This window comes from Mesorhizobium sp. M00.F.Ca.ET.216.01.1.1, assembly GCF_004010325.2.
GTDB lineage: Bacteria > Pseudomonadota > Alphaproteobacteria > Rhizobiales > Rhizobiaceae > Mesorhizobium.
In genome coordinates, this window is record NZ_SADR02000001.1 from 127,828 (window position 1) to 145,209 (window position 17,382).

A 17,382-nucleotide genomic window follows, 5' to 3' on the forward strand; every position below is an offset into this window, starting at 1 on the left:
TGAAGCCCGTTACACACGTTACATTCGCATTGCAGAATTCAAGCGGTCGATCATGGTCAAGGCGTGCTGCTTCTTGTCGAGATTGTAGATATCGGTCTCAGATATAGCGTTCAGCGCCTCGTGCCAAGTATCGGACAGTGTTTTCGCCCGCGCCAGATCGCCGGCCAGCGCGGCTCGGCTCGCACCCGTCGATAGCAGGTCGAGGGCGCGGCGATTAAAAATGTCGAACTGGATCGCCTGGTCGCGACCGGCGACCGCCTCCGCAAGCCGGTAAGCGCCCGCGACATCGGCCTTTCTTGCCGCCACCAGGGCGTCGAGCGTTTCAGCGATCTCCAGCCCGCCATATTGCGTCAACAGGATCGCATTGCGTGCGCTGCCCCCTGCCCGCTCGGCCAGCGCCGCACGCGCCGCGGGATCCTCCGGCGGCGGCGGCTCGATGCTTCCCAGCACGGCCATCAGGCTTTCGGCATCGAGCGGCGTCAGCCGTATCATTTGGCAGCGCGACCGGATCGTCGGCAGCAGGCTGCCCGGGGCGTGAACGATAAGGATGAACAGAGACCGTGCTGGCGGTTCTTCAAGATTCTTCAGCAAAGCATTGGCGGCATTGATGTTCATGTCGTCGGCCGGGTCGACGATCACGACGCGGTAGCTGCCGTCGTGCGAGGTCAGCGATAGGAAACGGCTGACCCTGCGGATCTCATCGACGGTGACGACTGTCTTGAAGCTCTTCGTCTTGTCGTTCGCTGGGCGCGTCAGATGCAGCACCGACGGATGCGCCCCGCTGGCGATCTGGCGAAATAGCGACGAGGCGGGATCGGGAACGGCAAGGGCGTCCGGCGCCTGCTCGAAGGCCGGATGTTTCAACAGGTGATGCGCCAGGTGAAAGGCAAGTGTTGCCTTGCCGATACCAACCGGTCCGGCAAAGATCAGCGCGTGCGGCAACTTGCCGGAGCGATAGGCCGCGGCGAGCGTCTTCGCTGCCTGCGCATGGCCGATAAGACGCGGGGTCTCGGACGGCTCCGGCACGCCGTCCAGCGTGTCGTGCTGTTCGGGGGCTATGCGTTCGAAGATCATACCGGCGCTGCCTGCCGCTTGGGCGCCGGCGCCCTTGCTTCCAAAGCCGCGAACACGGCCGCGGTGACGACATTCTCCACAGTATTCGGATCGGCGGAGGCATCGACGACAACGCAGCGTTCCGGCTCTGCGGCGGCGATCGCCAGATACGCTTCGCGGCGGCGCTGGTGGATTGACAGCGTTTCCTTTTCGAAGCGGTCCGGGTCATCGTTGATGCCGCGCCGTGCGGTGGCGCGCCTCAGGCCTTCGGCCGGATCGATATCGAAGATCAGCGTCAGGTTGGGCACCATGCCGTTGATGGCGACCTGCTCAAGTGCGTCCATGAACGCGGGATCAAGCCCGCCGGTGACGCCCTGGTAGACGCGCGAGGAATCCATGAAGCGATCACAAAGCACGATGGAGCCGCGCTCGACCGCCGGCCGGATGACCTGCTCGACATGGTCGGAGCGCGCGGCGGCGAAAAGCAGCGCCTCCATCTTGGGGCCGAACGGTTCGGCAGCGCCGGAAAGCAACACGTGCCTGACCGCTTCCGCGCCCGGCGAGCCGCCCGGCTCACGCGTGACGAAGACGTCGTATTTCTTGGCGCTCATCTTCCTTGCCAGCCGCTCGATCTGCGTCGACTTGCCTGCTCCTTCGCCGCCTTCGAAGGTGATGAAAAATCCGCTCGCCAATCGAAATGCCTCTGCCCATGCCCGCGGTAACCGTAACGCATGATCCCGAAAATCGGGACTCGGTTTGAGGGGGATCATGCGCATATTCAGAATGTTAGCGCATCCTTTGCGCTTTCAGCTGGCGTTCTCATAACCCCGGCTTGTGAAAAGGTCCACGCTGTCGATGCTAACGCAGCCAGCCGACTGCCAGTTCCTTGGCGGCGTCGAGCGCACGTTGCCGCAGCGTGCCCACACCGACCGACTCGGCCGCAAAAAGCGGCGTCTCCTGGCTCAGCGTGTCGCCGATCCAGACGCGCAGTGCGCCCACCGGTTGCCCCTCTTCTACCGGCGCGACCACCGGTCCGTCATAGACGATCTTGGCGGTCAGCTTGTCGCGGTTGGCGACGGGCAGGAAGATGTCCACCGGTCCCTTTGCTTTCAGGGCCACGCCGGATTTCGCGCCGCCAAAAACCTCTGCCTCACCCACGACTTCGTCCTTGGCGAAGATCTCGGTCTTCTCGAAGGAGCGAACGCCCCAGTCGAGCAGCTTTCGCGCCTCCTCGGCGCGCTCGCGATCGCTTGCCAGTCCGCTCATTGCCGCGATCACCCGCGTGCCGTTGTGACTGACCGAGCCAACGATGCCGAAGCCGGATGCCTCGTTCGCGCCGACCGCCAGGCCGTCGGCGCCGATATCCATCGCCAGCAGTGGGTTGCGGTTTCTCTGGGTAATCTTGTTCCAGGTGAAATCTGCCTGGCTGTAATAGCGGTAGAAATCGGGATAATCGCGCCAGATATGCAGCGCCAGAAGGGCGAGCTCGCGAACGGTCGTTTGCTGTCCATCGGCCGGCAGACCGGTGGAATTGATGAATGTCGATTTCGCGAGGCCGATCTGCCTTGCGCGTTCAGTCATCTGCACGGCGAAATTCGCCTCGGATCCGGCGAAGCCTTCGGCGATGACGATGCAGCCGTCATTGGCGGCCTGGACGGTTACGCCCCGGATCAGGTCTTCGAGCCGGACCGCCGACTTGAGCTTGGCAAACATGGTCGACGTTCCAGATGGCGCGCCACCCGTGCGCCAGGCATTTTCGCTGACCACGTAGGTATCATCGAGCGTCATGCGTCCTGACTTGATGGCGTTGAAAACGACTTCCATCGTCATCAGCTTGGCCAGCGATGCCGGCGGGATCAGCCTGTCGGCGTCCTTGGAAAACAGCACCGTGCCGGTTTCGGCATCGATCATGAAAGCCTGCGCGGCCCTGGTCTCGAAAAGCTGTGCGTTGGCCGGCGCCAATGGGAACAGCAGGAGGCCAAAGCCCAGGAGCAGCCCGGAGAAAAAACGAAAACGCATGAGAGGTCGACCCATTAGCCGGCGTGCAGCTCGACAAAGGCTATCAGGCTTTTTCCCGCCGGATCAATCGCGCGATGGAAAAAACAAGCCAGATTTCAGTGGTTTATTGGTCAGTTCCGAACGACGAGCGCATCCGGCGCACCGTGCGACCACGCCGCCTGCAGCAGCTCATCGACGCTGCCATGGCCGTCAGGATAGAGATTGACCGAATACCAGTCCTTGCCGTCGAGTTCAGAACGCTGGATCTCGATCTTGCCGAAGCCGGCAAGCTGTGCCGCCACCCGTTTCGCCTGGGCGGCATCGTCGAACGAGCCCGCCGCCACGTAGTCCGCGGGCGGGCCGGCCGACGGGGCTTGCCGCTTCCACGACTGGAAGACGTCGGCTGGCGACATGCCGCCGTCCAGCGCGGCAAAGACGTTGGAAGCACGCAGCACACGCTCGTCTGCATAAGACATTGACGCGACTGCGAACGGCGACTGCGCCGGCAGAATGATCTCCGGGCGCTCCGGTATGATCGGGCCGAAATCGGGTAGCGTTATATCGCCAAAGGCCGCGGCCTGCGCCGATATGACGGGCTGTGCCTCGGATGCCTGGCCGGAACTCGTCAGCTGACCGGGAAACGGCACGGCGGCAGCTACGACGGGCAGGCTCGGCGATGGTCCGTTCATGGCAACCATGACGCCGGTGGGCAGGCCGTCCGACGGATCCGGCGCCCTATTGCCGGGATGATAGGAGGCCATCAGATACTGGTCGTCATTGCCGTCAAGCGGCGCGCGGCCGACATATTCGACCTTCACTTCTGCCGTACCGATATTGGCATAGTCGAGCATTTCGGCAGCGCGCTTCGACACATCGATGATGCGCCCGTCGTGATAGGGACCGCGATCGTTGACCCGCACGATGACCGAACTGCCGGTTTCCATATTGGTGACCCGCGCGTAGCTCGGCAGCGGCATGGTCGGATGCGCCGCGGTCAGATGCGTCATGTCGTAGACTTCGCCGTTGGCGGTCAAACGGCCGTGGAAGGCATCGCCATACCAGGAGGCGAGACCCTTCTTGGCGTAATGCTTGTCTTCCTTTGGATAATACCACTTGCCGCGCACCTGATAGGGCTTGCCGAGCTGGTCGCGTCCGCCGCCACGCTGCAGGCCCGCCGTCTTGAAGGTGACACGAGGACTTGCCTTCACGCCGTATTCGGATTCGGAGAAATATTCCTTGGAGCGGTGTTTCCTATCGACCATCGCCTTCGGCTGCGGCGCCGCGCAAGCCGCCAGCAAGACAGCCGACAGAGCGGACAATGCGAAAGCGGAAGCGCGACGAAGACGCGGGCGCGCCGTGGTCTGCATTTTTCGATTGTCCCCTACAGTCTCACCACAGGCGCCGCGATTTGAAACCTCGGCAGAGCCAAAGCACTCACTCGACAATGCCAGCGACGCCCGATCCCCAATCCCTTTTGTGCGCAGGAATTGTTTATCACGGTATTAACCGATTGTGGCCGGAACCGGGCGAGATTATGGCGTGACCATTGCGGCGGGCGTGTGAAAATCAAACCGTTTCGACCATCGGCTTGTGGCCGAGGCCAACTGAGCCGGATGCCGCCGGACCGTCTCTTTCCAAGCATCAGCTAAAAAGTTAATCTACAAGCTGTCGATTGTGGAAGGCGGGCGGACTTGTTCAAGCTTCGCATCTTCTGTCTGTTCTTGTTGCTTGCCGTGGGTGGCTTGTGGGGGCAGGCCAATGGCTAGCAGATAGTCACGGATGATCTGGCCGCACGACGAACAGTGGCAATTCCGTCTAGCGGCAGATTTGCGCTCGTCATAGGCAACTCAGCCTATCAGTACGCTCCTCCACTTCCGAATGGCAGGAACGATGCCGTCGCCATTGCTCGCGCGTTGGAAAATCTGGGCTTCGACGTTTCGCTCAATCTTGATGTCAACCATGATGAAATGCGTGAGGCCATCGAGCAATTCAGCCGCCGGCTGCGGTCAGGTGATGTGTCATTGTTCTACTATCCCGGTCACGGCCTGCAGGCGAATGGCACAAATTACCTGATACCCGTGGACGCGAGCCTGAGCCGACCGTCGGACCTGGCCATTGAAGCGCAGCGTCTTGACGACATCATCGACGCCATGACGGTTGAAAACAACACTGCGATTGTTCTTCTGGACGCCTGCCGCAACAATCCTTTTGCTCAAAATCTGGCGCTCGCAAAAAAGAGCCGAGCCATCAGTGTCGGGCTCGGTCTGGCGCCAGTTGATGCAGGAAGAGGAGTATATATCGGCTTTGCAACGCAGCCAGGCAACGTCGCGCTCGACGGAGGTGGCGACCATAGCCCGTTTGCCGCCGCGCTCTTGAGGCATATTGCAACATCGGAGATCGATATCGAGATTTTGATGCGACGGGTTCGAGCCGACGTCATGGAGGCTACCGAACAGCAGCAGGTACCCTGGAGCAACTCGTCGCTGATTGAGCCAGGATTTGCGTTCCGGCCGGACCCCGAGAAAGAGAAATCAACAACTCAGAACTCGAAACCGGCCATGGAATCCGATGCGGCCGACCTCGAATTTTGGCGCTCGATCAAGAATACTTCAGACATAAAGATGTTCCGTGCCTATCTGGCAGCTTTCCCGGCAGGCACCTTTAGCGAGATCGCCAAAGACCGAATCTCGAAGCTCAGGAAACCAAATGTTCCCAGAACGAAAACTCCCTCAATGTCGACCAAGAAGGCGAAGCCTGTCGTTGAGCCCGTGCTGGCGCCTAAACCGGCTGAGCCGAAACGGTCGAGTGTGTCAAAACCGGTGACGACCACAACCACCTCGGAGGGCCGGTGTCGGGATGGCAACATAAAACGCTGTCGGCAGAATTGCAGCGAAGGCAGGAGGGGGGCATGCCGGATGTTGCGGAGGTTGGGAGGATAGCCCCGGCAAGTTCATTCTTTTGGGAAGGCTGCAGCGGTAGGTTGACTTGGCCCTCGGCAGCGCCCTAGAGGAATGAAGCACGAACGATCTCAAGGCCTCTGGTACCAACGACAAATCTCAGAGATCGGAAATGTCAGCCTAGTGGCTGAAAAATCACCTTGGAGGGATGGCCGAGCGGTTTAAGGCACCGGTCTTGAAAACCGGCGTGGGTGCAAGCCCACCGTGGGTTCGAATCCCACTCCCTCCGCCAAGGGCCACCTCCATCCGGCGAAGCCGCCGCGTTGTGAACCGCAGCGCCCACTATTTTATATGATCCCGTAGCTCTCGTCAGGTCTTTGCGAACTTCAGGGGCGCTTGATTCTCGTAGTAACGTATCGTCCGAAAATCATTTCCGACCAATCTGGGACGACCATAGTTCTCTTCGTCCAAGACGGATCAAGGGATGAAGGTTTGACGGTCGAAGCACAACCCTCTGCCCCAGTGCTTGTGGCTGTCATCATCCCTGTCTATAACGCAGAGGCATTCATCGAGCGCACCTTGTCGTCCGTGCTCGCCCAGACACATAAAAATCTTGAAATAGTAGTCGTTGACGATGGTTCGACTGACGGAACAGCATCGATCGTCCGACGGTTGGCTGATCGCGACAGGCGCATCAAGTTGCTCCAGCAGAAGAATGGTGGCGTCGCGTCGGCTCGCAATGCAGGGGTGCGTGCAAGCAAAGCCATCTATATAGCGCCCACAGACGCCGACGACCTCTGGCACCCGACCAAGCTCGAAAAGCAACTGCGTGTTTTCGCTGCGGCTGGCAATGATCTCGGGCTTGTCTACACGCTTTACCGAACGATCGACGCCAATGACATGGCGATCATCACGTCGAGAAGGACGCACCCGGATGGATGGGTGTTCATGCGGCATCTCGGCCAGAATTTCATAGGTAACGGCAGTTCCGCAATGTTCCGGCGTGATGTGCTCCTCGAAATGGGTGGCTACTCCTCGCGGCTGCGCGAGAGTGGTGCGGAGGGCTGTGAGGACTTCTTCCTCCAACTGAGCATTGCCTCGAAATACCGCTTCGGCGTCGTCGAGGAGCACCTGGTCGGATACCGCCGAACGCCCGGAAATATGTCGCGAGATTTCGTGCGAATGCTCCTCTCACGACGGATGATCCTCGAGAGCTTCCTTGCTCGCTGCGCAGAGGATGTGAAACCGGTCTTGCTTGACCTTATGTTTAGTAACGATGTCGAGATTGCCAGGCTCGGGCTGAAGACGCACCGATATGCTGCAGTCGCGATGAACTGCGCCAAAATGCTCTGGCTTTCGCCCGTGCAGTTGCCGAAGCTTGTCAATAGATTCGTTGCCATTTTCCTGCGCAACGTGAGGCAAGCGGCCCGCCAACCGGGAAGCGACGACGGCAGCTCGGGGATCGGAAAGAAATTTTGGGACTACGCTACCGATGAGTTTGTCGATTCCGGCGAGAATGCCAACTACCGCGTGGTGCTCGACAATCTTGCAGCAATGGACGACAGACTTGGACCAAATGCAGCCTATCTGACGCAGCTTCCCGAACAAGGCGCGCTTGCAATGTTTGACGAAGGCACAAGCAGCCCTATCGACGAGTACTGGCTGGAGGGGCAGGCATCGACAGGTCTAGTCGAATTTCAAATCCACCACGTTGGTGGCAATCCATCTCGGATCAGGCCGACAGCGGCGACCACCTGACGCCTCGAATTCGCCCCGATCATCGACGAGCAGTACTAATTGTAGTGGTTGCGTCACCCATGTGTCACCAACACGGCGGAGAAAACGAAGGCCCTGATGATTGATGACAATGCGGCGGTAGGCGTCGTGGTACCGATGTTCAATGCCGAGAAAACCATCAGTGCCACCCTGACCAGCATCTGCCGGCAGAGCCACCGGGCACTGGACATCATCGTGGTCGATGACGGGTCGACGGACCAGTCAGCATCAATCGTGGCCTCCCATGCCGGAAAAGATCGGCGCATACGCCTGATAAAGCAGTCGAACGCGGGTGTTGCGCAGGCGCGCAACAGCGGCGCGGCTTGCACCGAAGCGGAGTTCCTGGCGTTTGTCGACGCGGATGACCTGTGGGCCCCATCCAAAATCGCACTGCAGCTGCGCGCCTTGCAGGAAGGCGGCCCCTCGGCAGGCCTGGCTTATTGCTGGTTTGCACATATCGATGAGGACGGGCGGGTCTTCTCATTGTACAACCAGCCCGACGCCGAGGGGCACGTGCTGCAACGCATGTGCCGAAAGAATTTTGTCGGTAATGGAAGCTCCATGCTTGTACGCCGCTCCGCATTCGAGCGGGCGGGACAATTCGATCCTTCCTTGCGGGCCAGGAACGCGCAAGGCTGCGAGGACCTTCTCATGTGCCTTAGAATAGCGGAAAGTCACGAGTTCCGCGTCGTGCCGCAGCACCTGGTTGGCTACCGGATGACGAACGTCAACATGTCAAGCGATGTCATGCAGATGCTTCGTTCATGTGAAATCGTCATTGCTGAGTTTCGCGAGAAATATCCGCAATTCGGCAGGGATCTCGATGCGCACCTAGTCGACATGATCCATTGGCTTGCCGTGAGAGCCTTGCTTGGCGGACGGCTATTCGCGGCCGGCGACCTATTGAAGAGATTCTTCGTCCTGGACCCGCGTACTGCGATTTCCCGCCTACCCGCCACGATCGACATGTACTGCCGGGCCAGGCTGGTTCCCAACTGGGTCAAAGTTCGAGTGAAGCGGATGCGAAACAACAACGCCGAGTTTCGGCCTCTTTATGAAGAGACTATCTGGTGATTGTCAGTGTGTCCCTGTTCGCGCGCCTGCAGCGGCTCTTCCGCCTGGCGGCAGCGCCTGCATGGGCGGGACCGACCGTCGTCGGACTTGGTCTGGCTGCGGCGGTTCTCGAGGGCGCCGGGCTCTTCCTGTTCATTCCTCTGCTTCAGAGTCTCGGAGCGTCGCCATCTCAATCCGGCAGATGGCAGCCGATATTTGACCGGCTCCTGGCGCCCGTCCCGGAACACCTGGTGACCGCGTTCCTGGTCGGAGCGCTGTGCGTCAGCATCGTTCTCAAGAATGCGGTCCTTCTCGTCAATACCTGGGTGACCCGATATGTCGACGGCCTCGTTGCGCATCAATTGCGATCCAGGGTTTTTGACCAGACGATAAGTTCATGCATCGATTACCGCGTCGAAAACAAACGCTCGGACATTATTACGACGATCGCCAACAATACCTGGAAGGTCAGCCAAGGGCTGGCCCTGGCTTATCGGTTGATGGTCTGCGCTTGCACCTTCGTCGTGTTTGTTCTTCTGATGCTCCTGATCTCCATCCGCCTGACCTTCTTTTCGATGGCGTTTCTGTTCATCGGAGCAATGGCCATTCGTTTGGCCACGCGCCGCGCCGACGAAACCGGCAAGGCAGTGGTTGAAGAAAACAAGCAATTCGGTCTCAGGATGTGGGAGAGCATCAACTCGCTGCAGCTGATCCGTGCCTTCGCGCAGGAAGACTACGAGCGTCGCCGGTTCCTGCAGGTATCGGACCGGGTGCGGCAGCGTCTGCTCAGGCTTGATATGCTTTGGGCGACTCCAGGACCGGTCTCGGAAATCTCGATCACCGTCCTGATCGGCGCGCTCGTTCTCATCGCGGAATCGGCAAGCATCGGAATTGCCGCGCTGGCTGCTTTTCTGTCACTCCTATACCGTCTCCAGGGTCCGACACGAGAATTGCTGCAATCGAAAATCGCACTGGACGGGCTTGCCGGCGCAATAGACGACGTCGAAGACTTCCTGCGCCGGACCGAGACGCCCTTTCTCAGCCAAGGAAGCCTGTCGGCGCCTGCGCTCAGCACGGCGGTCGAGTTCCGCAACGTTTGCTTCCGCTATGCCCCCGATCAGCCGCTGGCGCTGCAGGACGTCTCTTTCAGCATTCCCGCGGGCAAGACGACGGCTATCGTTGGCGAGTCGGGTGCCGGCAAGTCGACCGTCATGGCACTGCTGTTTCGCTTCCTGGACCCGACGTCAGGGGAGATCGTCGCCGATGGCACGCCGCTTGCTGCATTCGACCTTCGCAGCTGGCGCAAGCGGCTGTCGTTGATGTCGCAGGAGGTCTATCTCTTCAACGACACGATAGCGGCCAACATTGCCTATGGCGATTTCGATACAAGTCCAGACGATCTGCGCCAGGCGGCCCACATAGCCAAGGCGGACGATTTCATCCGCTCGCTTCCGGATGGCTATGAAACGCAGATCGGCGACCAGGGAATGCGCCTGTCGGGCGGCCAGCGGCAGCGGATCGCGCTTGCCCGCACGATCCTTCGCAACCCCGACATTCTCTTGCTGGACGAGGCTACGAACGCGCTCGACGTCGAAACGGAGCAGGCGTTTCAGCTGGCGCTCGAGCAGTATTCGCACAACCGCACCGTGGTCGTCATCGCCCACCGGCTTTCGACGGTCCAGGCAGCCGACCAGATCATCGTGATGGCCAAGGGACGGGTGATCGAGGTCGGTTCACCGGAGCAACTGTTGAAGCGGCCGGGTCAGTTTTCGAGGCTCCACGAATTTCAGCACGGACGTGCCGCCATTGGGGCGACCTAGGCGATGGGGTACAGACTTGTCGAGATCGAACTGTCAAAACCCCTGGCTCCGATCGAACTTGCGCCACAGCACGACGGCGTCGGTCTTATCGGCCGCTGGCAGGACCGGCTCGTCGGGTTCGAGATGATCGCGCTGCCGGCCTCTTCCGTCTTGTCGGCGGAGAGACTGAGGGCGCTTGCCGACGAACGCTTCTCTGGCCGCATTCTCATTGCAAAAGTGGAAGAGGAATTATTGCGGCAGCGAAGGTTTGCGGTGGAACCGCCGTTGCCAAGCCTTTCCATCGCGATCTGCACCAAGGATCGCGCAAAGCGCCTTTCCCGGTTGCTGGCGTCGCTTGACCTCATCCGTTGGAAATCCGCGTTTCAATCCGTCGAAATTGTCGTTGTCGACAACGCTTCGGTCGATTCAGCCACACGCGAAGCCGTCGGGGGCTTCAAGGATGTCCGCTACGTTTTCGAATCGAAAGCGGGGCTGGATTTTGCCCGCAACGCGGCTCTTGGCGCGGCCACGGGAAACCTGATCGCCTATCTGGACGATGATGTGGTCGTCGACCGCAACTGGCTTGTGGGACTTGCCAAGGCGTGCCGGGACCATCCCGGCGCCGGCGGCTTTACGGGTTTGGTGCTGCCGTTTCGCCTCGACACGGAGGCCCAGATCATTTTCGAGCAACGCGGCGGATTTGGCCGCGGCTTCGTCCACAATGAATTCCACAACAACCGCTTCGACAATCCGCTGCATCCGGTAGGGTCCGGCATTCTCGGCGCCGGCTGCAACATGGCGTTTGACCGTGCACTGCTGCTCGAACTTGGCGGTTTCGACGAGGCGCTCGACACCGGAGCCCCGCTGCCCGGCGGTGGCGATCTCGACATCTTCTATCGCGTGCTGCGTTCGGGCCGGCCCATGATCTATGAGCCGGAATATGCTGTTTACCACGAGCATCGCGAGACGATCGAGCAGTTGAGGCGGCAATATTGGACATGGGGCCTCGGCATGATGGCCTTTCTCGTCAAAAGCCGCCGAACGGATCAAGCACTCCACGCAAGACACCGGGCCATGGTTCGCTGGTGGTTCTTCGATCAGCTAAAGGCGCTGGTGCGTGCGGCGCGCAGGTTTCGGGGCCGCGATCTCGGTTTCGGCGTCGCGGAACTATGGGGCGGAATCTACGGCCTCGCGGGCGAGTACGATCGCTCGCGTGCCCGCGTGCAGGCGATCCGGGAGCAGAACCAGTGAACGGCGACGCCTTCCGCATCAGGCATATCGATCTCGAGGCTACTGATGCCGACGCCGATACGAACGGCACAGCTTCGCTATCGATCTTCTGGTGGAAGGATTTGCCGCTGGGGATGAAGGCGTCCCTGCCTGACGAACTGCCGTATACGAGGGCACGTTTGCGGCAGTTCGCAGCCGAATTTTCGGCGGCGCAACTGGCTGCGCGCAGTACTTCCCTGGGCGCTCCCCTGCGGGCGACTTATGAGGGGTGGCCAAAATCCGCGCTCTCGTTGACTGCCGCACTGGGTGCCAAGGGCCTGATCGACAGACTTGATGAGCTTGCAACAGCCTCTTACGCATCCGCGCAAGACATCTCGGTCGTGATCTGCACCCGGGATCGCGGCCCTGCGCTGGCCGAATGTCTTCGTAGCGTTGCAAGACAACGCAGTGCCCCAGGCGAAGTCATCATCGTCGACAATTCCCGCGACGGCAATGCGCGGCGGGTGTGTGCGCAATTCCCAGAGGTCCGTTATGTTCATGAAGCCCGCCCCGGACTGAGCGTTGCCCGAACCGCCGGCGTTCACGCAAGCCGTCGAGCCATCATCGCCTTCACCGACGACGATGTCGAAGTCCACGCCGGCTGGACTGCCGAAATTGCGCGCGCCTTTGCGGAGCGGGACGTCGAGGCGCTGACAGGTCTGGTGCTGCCGGCTCGGCTCGATACGCTCGCACAACGCCGCTTCCAGTTCGACATGGGCGGCTTTGGCAGCACCTTCGTGCCGCTTGTCTTCGATCGGCGCTTCTTCGAGGAGACCCGGCCAAATGGTGCACATGTCTGGAAAATCGGCGCCGGCGCCAACATGGCCTTTCGCCGATCCGTGTTCGCCCGGGTAGGCTTGTTTGACGAGCGCCTTGGCGCCGGCGCCGCTGGCTGTTCCGAGGATTCAGAACTCTGGTATCGGTTGCTGGCAGCCGGAGGCGCCTGCCTCTACGAACCCCGGGCTGTCGTCTTTCACCATCATCGCAGCGACTGGCCGGGTTTGAGACGGCAGATGAGGGCCTACATGAAGGGCCATGTCGCGGCCCTTGTCGTGCAGTATGATAATTTCGGCGACCGCGGAAATATCGTTCGGATCTGGAAACAGCTGCCGGCTTACTTCTTGAGGACATTCCTGAGAGCACTTTTCGAAGGCCCGCCCGGCAGGATCAGGATTCTGGCGGCGGAGGTGGAAGGATGGCTGGCCGGTCTTCAATTTCTCCTGCGTTTCGGCTGGCGAAAACGGCGAGCCTTGCGCCCCCAAATATTGGTTGAGGAAAGAGCCGGATGATCCGCAAGGCGCCGCTCGGCCAGTTTCTTTCCCGCAACCCTTTTCCCAACGGCTGACCGACGGCCTGTTTTACCGTGAGAAGATGCGAGCCATTCACCGTGTTGCTCCGGCGGCAATCGAGGGGCCGATATTGGAAATTGGCGGTGCCACACGACGTCGCATTTTGTCATCTTGGAAAGCGCCGTCGCAAGATTCTCTACGCGTTGGCGGCGCCCATTACGGCGGCTGGCTATGCGCTGCACCGGCCCTCGACATGGGGTACGGAAACGGCGTTTTGCTGGCGCAAATGACTTCGTGGCGCAGATGACTCCATGGCGCGAATGACTGGCCGTAAAACCTCCCTCGTCGTTGCCCTCTTCCCATGGGGCGACGTCATGGAGGAATTTCTCGACCCGATAGGATTGCGGCTGGAGGAATTCGTCGGTGAGATGACCGGCGGCTGGCTATTCGGCTACGCGGCCGCCCTGCAGTTGGCTGGGCACAGGCCGATCATAGTCTGCGCATCCGAGCATGCCTCGCGCACAGAGTGCTATCTTCATGCGGGCACAGGCACGCCGATCTGGGTCGTCCCCGGGAAACGCGCGCGCCAAGGCCACTCTGCCGCCGCTTACAGTCTGCGACGCTGGTCCGCAACGCCATCGTCAGCCTTCCGAAAGGTCCTCGCCCAATCGCAATGCGACGTGATCCTCGCCCAGGAATATGAATACACCCGGTTTGACGCGCTCACCTGGCTGGCGTGGCGTATGCGCGTTCCCCTCTATGCCACGTTCCAGGGCGGAGACCGCACGCTCTCCTGGATCGAGGCCATCGCCCGGCAGGCGTCGCTTCGCGCCTGCAGCGGCCTGATCGTCGCATCGGCAGCCGAGCGCGAACGCCTCGCCAAGGTCTACCCGCGCATCGCGCTTGACATCGCCAATATCGCCAACCCGATCGACACCAAGGAATGGAAGGCGATCGGGCGAAAGGAGGCGCGGCAAGGCCTTGGTTTGCCGGGGGAGGCCTTTGTCGTAGTCAATCACGGCCGCATCGACATCCGCCGGAAGGGGCTCGACGTACTGCTGAAAGCCTGGTCCCTGTTTTCCAGGGATGCATCATCGGAACTGGTGATCATCGGCTCGGGGCAGGATCGAGACGAATTTACCAGGCTCTTGCGCGAGGCCGGACTGGCGAATGTGAGATGGCTTTCCAGCTATACCACGGACCGGCCGCTGATCCGTCGCTGGCTTTCGGCGGCTGATGCCTACATCACGGCGTCCCGCATCGAAGGCATGCCGGTCGCACCGCTGGAGGCGATGGCTTGCAGCCTTCCTGTCGTCGCTACCGATGCACAGGGACTTCCCGACATTTTGGCAAACGGCGAAGCGTCGGGTGGCCTGATGGTGCGAAAGGACCAGCCGGAAGAAATTGCGCATGCCCTGCAAAGACTGAAGGACAATCCCGGCCTGCGGGAACGCCTCGGTCAGGCATCGCGAAAACGAATAGAGGAAAATTTCTCACTCGCCGCCGTCGCTGCCGCTCTCGATGGCTTGTTGACCAAACGATAAGGCTCCTCCGCAAAGCACCGGTCACAACCGGCTGCGATACCAGGCCAGCGCCGTCTCGACGATCCGGTCGATGCCGGATTGCCCAGGCACCCAGCCGAGCTCCCGGCTCGCCTTGCCGGCGGCGGCCACAAGTGCCGGCGGGTCACCTGCCCTGCGCGGACCGTAAACCACCGGAAGATGCGTTCCCGAAGCCCGGCTCACTGCATCGACCAGCTCCTTCACTGTGGTTCCGGTTCCGGTCCCCAGATTGTAGGTGTGGACTCCCTTCTCGCGGAGAAGCTTCTCCCCGGCAAGAACGTGGGCACGCGCGAGATTGGCAACATGAACATAGTCTCGCACAGCGGTTCCGTCGCGAGTATCGAAGTCGGTGCCGTTGATGGTAAAAGTCCTGCCCGGCTGGAGCGCCGCCTCGATGGCGAGCGGGATGACATGTGTTTCGGGATCATGCCGTTCACCGATCTCGCCGTCGGGATCGCAACCGGCGGCGTTGAAATACCGCAGCACGACCGCGTTGAGGCCATGGGCAGAGGAGAGATCGTCCACCATGCGTTCTATGATGAATTTCGACCATCCATAGGGATTGATGGGTGACTGCGGGTGCATTTCGTCGATCGGAGAACGAACTGGAACGCCGTAGGATGCGCAAGTGCTCGAAAAGATCAGCTTGTCGACGCCGGCTTTGAGCATTTCCTCGAGCAGGACCAGCGTCCCGAAACTGTTGTTTCGGTAATAGAGTTCCGGTCTTTCGACGGACTCGCCGACATAGGCATAGGCGGCGAAATGCGCCACCACATCTGGCCGATATTGATGCAGCGCCGCGGCCACGGCTGCGGCATCGGAAATATCGCCCTCGACAAGCGGTCCCCATTTGACCGCGTCGCGCCAGCCGCGCGAGAGATTGTCGTAGGTAACAACCGACCAACCGGATTGGGTGAATGCCTTGCAACAGTGCGACCCGATATAGCCGGCCCCGCCGGTGACCAAGACTGTCTTCATTCGGCAGCGGCGGGAACATGCCCCGATGAAACCAGGTCTTCGAAATAGGCAATCGTCTTGGCAAGACCATTGCGCAGCGCGATTCTTGGCCTCCAATTGAGCTCGCGCAAGGCACGGCCGATGTCAGGCTGCCGCTGCTTCGGGTCGTCAACGGGCAAAGGCAAAAATCTGATCTTCGACCGGCTTCCGGTAAGTTCGATGACAAGCTCGGCAAGTTCGAGCATCGTGAATTCAACCGGATTGCCGAGATTGATCGGACCAGTGACATCATCAGCCGTTTGCATCATGCGGACCAGGCCGTCGATGAGATCGTCGACATAACAAAATGAACGCGACTGCTCGCCGGTGCCGTACACGGTTATCGGTTGGTTTTGCAACGCCTGCACGATGAAGTTGGAAATGACGCGGCCGTCATCGGGACGCATTCTCGGACCGTATGTGTTGAAGATGCGCGCCACCTTGATCCGCAGCTTGTGCTGTCGCCAATAGTCGAAAAACAGGGTTTCGGCACATCGCTTGCCTTCGTCGTAACAGGAACGGGGGCCTATTGGATTCACCCTGCCCCAATAGTCCTCAGTCTGCGGATGAATTTCGGGATCGCCGTAAACTTCGGACGTGGACGCCTGAAGGATCTTTGCGCGGACCCGCTTGGCGAGCCCCAGCATGTTGATTGCACCATGGACGCTGGTCTTGGTCGTCTGGACCGGATCGAACTGATAGTGGACAGGGCTTGCCGGACAGGCAAGGTTGTATATCTCGTCAACCTCCACGTAGAGCGGGAACGTCACGTCGTGGCGAATGATCTCGAAGGATCTGTTGTCGAGCAAGTGCGCGACGTTTCTTCGACTCCCCGTAAAGAAATTGTCGACGCATGCGACCTCATGGCCTTCACGAAGCAGTCGTTCGCACAGGAACGATCCTAGGAAACCTGCGCCTCCAGTCACCAGGACTCGTTTTGCCTGCTGCATTTTCAGAGCCTCCAGGCTAGTTAAGCCAAGCTTAATAAACTAGCCCGACGACAGGGTGATTTACCAGCGGCTCGCTTTCACTTTGCGTTAACGACAAGCAATCGTTACCGAACGCGACCGGCAGCGACGTCTTCCAGAGCACTGAAAGGCTGTATCCCTTCCCGTCCCTCAGCCATTTGAATTGCGACCCGTAACGCCATGTTTCCAGGCCGTGCGTCATGATGATCGGGTGAACGTTTCATCAGATTGATTTTTCCACGAGGATATGGTGCTTCTCCCGCCCATGAGAAAGCTCTGTCTTATGGTCCTGGCGTCCGTAACGCTTAATTGGCCTGCCAACGCAATGGATAGCGCGCTGCGAGCCGGCCTGCTGAAACTCGACCCCGAAACCCGGCTCGAACAGCGATGCGACGCCGAGGTGCTCGACCGGATCACCAAGGACGATCACAAATACAAGGCGGATCGTGTGGTCGCCTACGCTTTTGCCACACCGGAAATGAGCGCTGATGCAATCAGAAGCCCGGGCGCTGCCTTTCGCAGCAAGGGGCAATGGTACCGGTTGAAATTCAAGTGCCAGACGGCACCGGACCATATGGAGGTCCTGCAATTCCGTTATCGGATCGGTGACGAGATTCCGCAGACTGACTGGCCGAAATACAATCTCTACAATTAGAGTTAGGCGTGCTGGCGACCATGGCGCGCATTTGGCCGCTCGCTGACGTTGTCCCAGGCAGTCTCTT

General features: G+C 60.1%; 14 protein-coding genes and 1 tRNA gene. 9 read left to right on the forward strand and 6 right to left on the reverse strand.

The window, feature by feature from the left end:
• Positions 1 to 18 precede the first annotated feature (18 nt).
• The 4 genes from EN859_RS00705 to EN859_RS00720 all read right to left on the reverse strand — a co-directional run bounded on the left by EN859_RS00705 (position 19) and on the right by EN859_RS00720 (position 4,418).
• Positions 19 to 1,074: a DNA polymerase III subunit delta' gene (locus tag EN859_RS00705; protein WP_127851927.1), complete on the reverse strand. Its 1,056-nt coding sequence runs from the start codon at positions 1,072 to 1,074 to the stop codon at positions 19 to 21.
• Positions 1,071 to 1,745 carry a dTMP kinase gene (tmk, locus tag EN859_RS00710; RefSeq protein WP_127851928.1) on the reverse strand — a complete coding sequence of 225 codons (675 nt, stop codon included), beginning with the start codon at positions 1,743 to 1,745 and terminating at the stop codon, positions 1,071 to 1,073. Before tmk ends, EN859_RS00705 begins: the two co-directional genes overlap by 4 nt.
• A gap of 166 nt (positions 1,746 to 1,911) precedes the next feature.
• On the reverse strand, positions 1,912 to 3,072 hold the full coding sequence (locus EN859_RS00715; protein WP_127851929.1) for a D-alanyl-D-alanine carboxypeptidase family protein: 1,161 nt from the start codon (positions 3,070 to 3,072) through the stop codon (positions 1,912 to 1,914).
• A 110-nt stretch (positions 3,073 to 3,182) separates the two neighbouring features.
• On the reverse strand, positions 3,183 to 4,418 hold the full coding sequence (locus EN859_RS00720; RefSeq protein ID WP_127851930.1) for a septal ring lytic transglycosylase RlpA family protein: 1,236 nt from the start codon (positions 4,416 to 4,418) through the stop codon (positions 3,183 to 3,185).
• Between the two features lie 435 nt (positions 4,419 to 4,853).
• Between EN859_RS00720 and EN859_RS00725 the strand changes: the two genes are divergently transcribed.
• The 8 genes from EN859_RS00725 to EN859_RS00765 all read left to right on the forward strand — a co-directional run bounded on the left by EN859_RS00725 (position 4,854) and on the right by EN859_RS00765 (position 14,678).
• Positions 4,854 to 5,990, forward strand: a complete 1,137-nt coding sequence (locus EN859_RS00725; protein WP_189501596.1) for a caspase domain-containing protein — start codon at positions 4,854 to 4,856, stop codon at positions 5,988 to 5,990.
• Positions 5,991 to 6,150: 160 nt separating this feature from the next.
• Positions 6,151 to 6,240 (forward strand) — tRNA-Ser (locus tag EN859_RS00730).
• A 200-nt stretch (positions 6,241 to 6,440) separates the two neighbouring features.
• Complete coding sequence (locus EN859_RS00735) at positions 6,441 to 7,706, forward strand: glycosyltransferase family A protein (RefSeq protein ID WP_189501598.1); 1,266 nt, start codon at positions 6,441 to 6,443, stop codon at positions 7,704 to 7,706.
• Between the two features lie 96 nt (positions 7,707 to 7,802).
• A complete protein-coding gene (locus EN859_RS00740) occupies positions 7,803 to 8,798 on the forward strand; it encodes a glycosyltransferase family A protein (protein ID WP_127851933.1) in 996 nt (331 codons plus the stop codon).
• Complete coding sequence (locus tag EN859_RS00745) at positions 8,795 to 10,597, forward strand: ABC transporter ATP-binding protein (protein WP_245525433.1); 1,803 nt, start codon at positions 8,795 to 8,797, stop codon at positions 10,595 to 10,597. The genes EN859_RS00740 and EN859_RS00745 overlap by 4 nt, the downstream gene beginning before the upstream one ends.
• 3 nt (positions 10,598 to 10,600) lie before the next feature.
• Positions 10,601 to 11,827 (forward strand): glycosyltransferase, encoded by a 1,227-nt coding sequence (locus EN859_RS00750; RefSeq protein WP_127851934.1) that lies wholly within the window; start codon positions 10,601 to 10,603, stop codon positions 11,825 to 11,827.
• Entirely contained in the window at positions 11,824 to 13,134 is a 1,311-nt protein-coding gene (locus EN859_RS00755) for a glycosyltransferase (protein ID WP_127851935.1), read from the forward strand. Before EN859_RS00750 ends, EN859_RS00755 begins: the two co-directional genes overlap by 4 nt.
• A 311-nt stretch (positions 13,135 to 13,445) precedes the next feature.
• Positions 13,446 to 14,678: a glycosyltransferase family 4 protein gene (locus EN859_RS00765; RefSeq protein ID WP_245525434.1), complete on the forward strand. Its 1,233-nt coding sequence runs from the start codon at positions 13,446 to 13,448 to the stop codon at positions 14,676 to 14,678.
• Between the two features lie 21 nt (positions 14,679 to 14,699).
• Here the strand turns inward: EN859_RS00765 and galE are convergent, their stop codons facing one another.
• Entirely contained in the window at positions 14,700 to 15,674 is a 975-nt protein-coding gene (gene galE / locus EN859_RS00770; protein WP_127851936.1) for a UDP-glucose 4-epimerase GalE, read from the reverse strand.
• A complete protein-coding gene (locus EN859_RS00775; RefSeq protein WP_135913517.1) occupies positions 15,671 to 16,642 on the reverse strand; it encodes a UDP-glucuronic acid decarboxylase family protein in 972 nt (323 codons plus the stop codon). The genes galE and EN859_RS00775 overlap by 4 nt, the downstream gene beginning before the upstream one ends.
• Before the next feature lie 265 nt (positions 16,643 to 16,907).
• Between EN859_RS00775 and EN859_RS00780 the strand changes: the two genes are divergently transcribed.
• Positions 16,908 to 17,315: a DUF930 domain-containing protein gene (locus EN859_RS00780; RefSeq protein WP_127851938.1), complete on the forward strand. Its 408-nt coding sequence runs from the start codon at positions 16,908 to 16,910 to the stop codon at positions 17,313 to 17,315.
• The last annotated feature ends 67 nt before the right edge of the window (positions 17,316 to 17,382 follow it).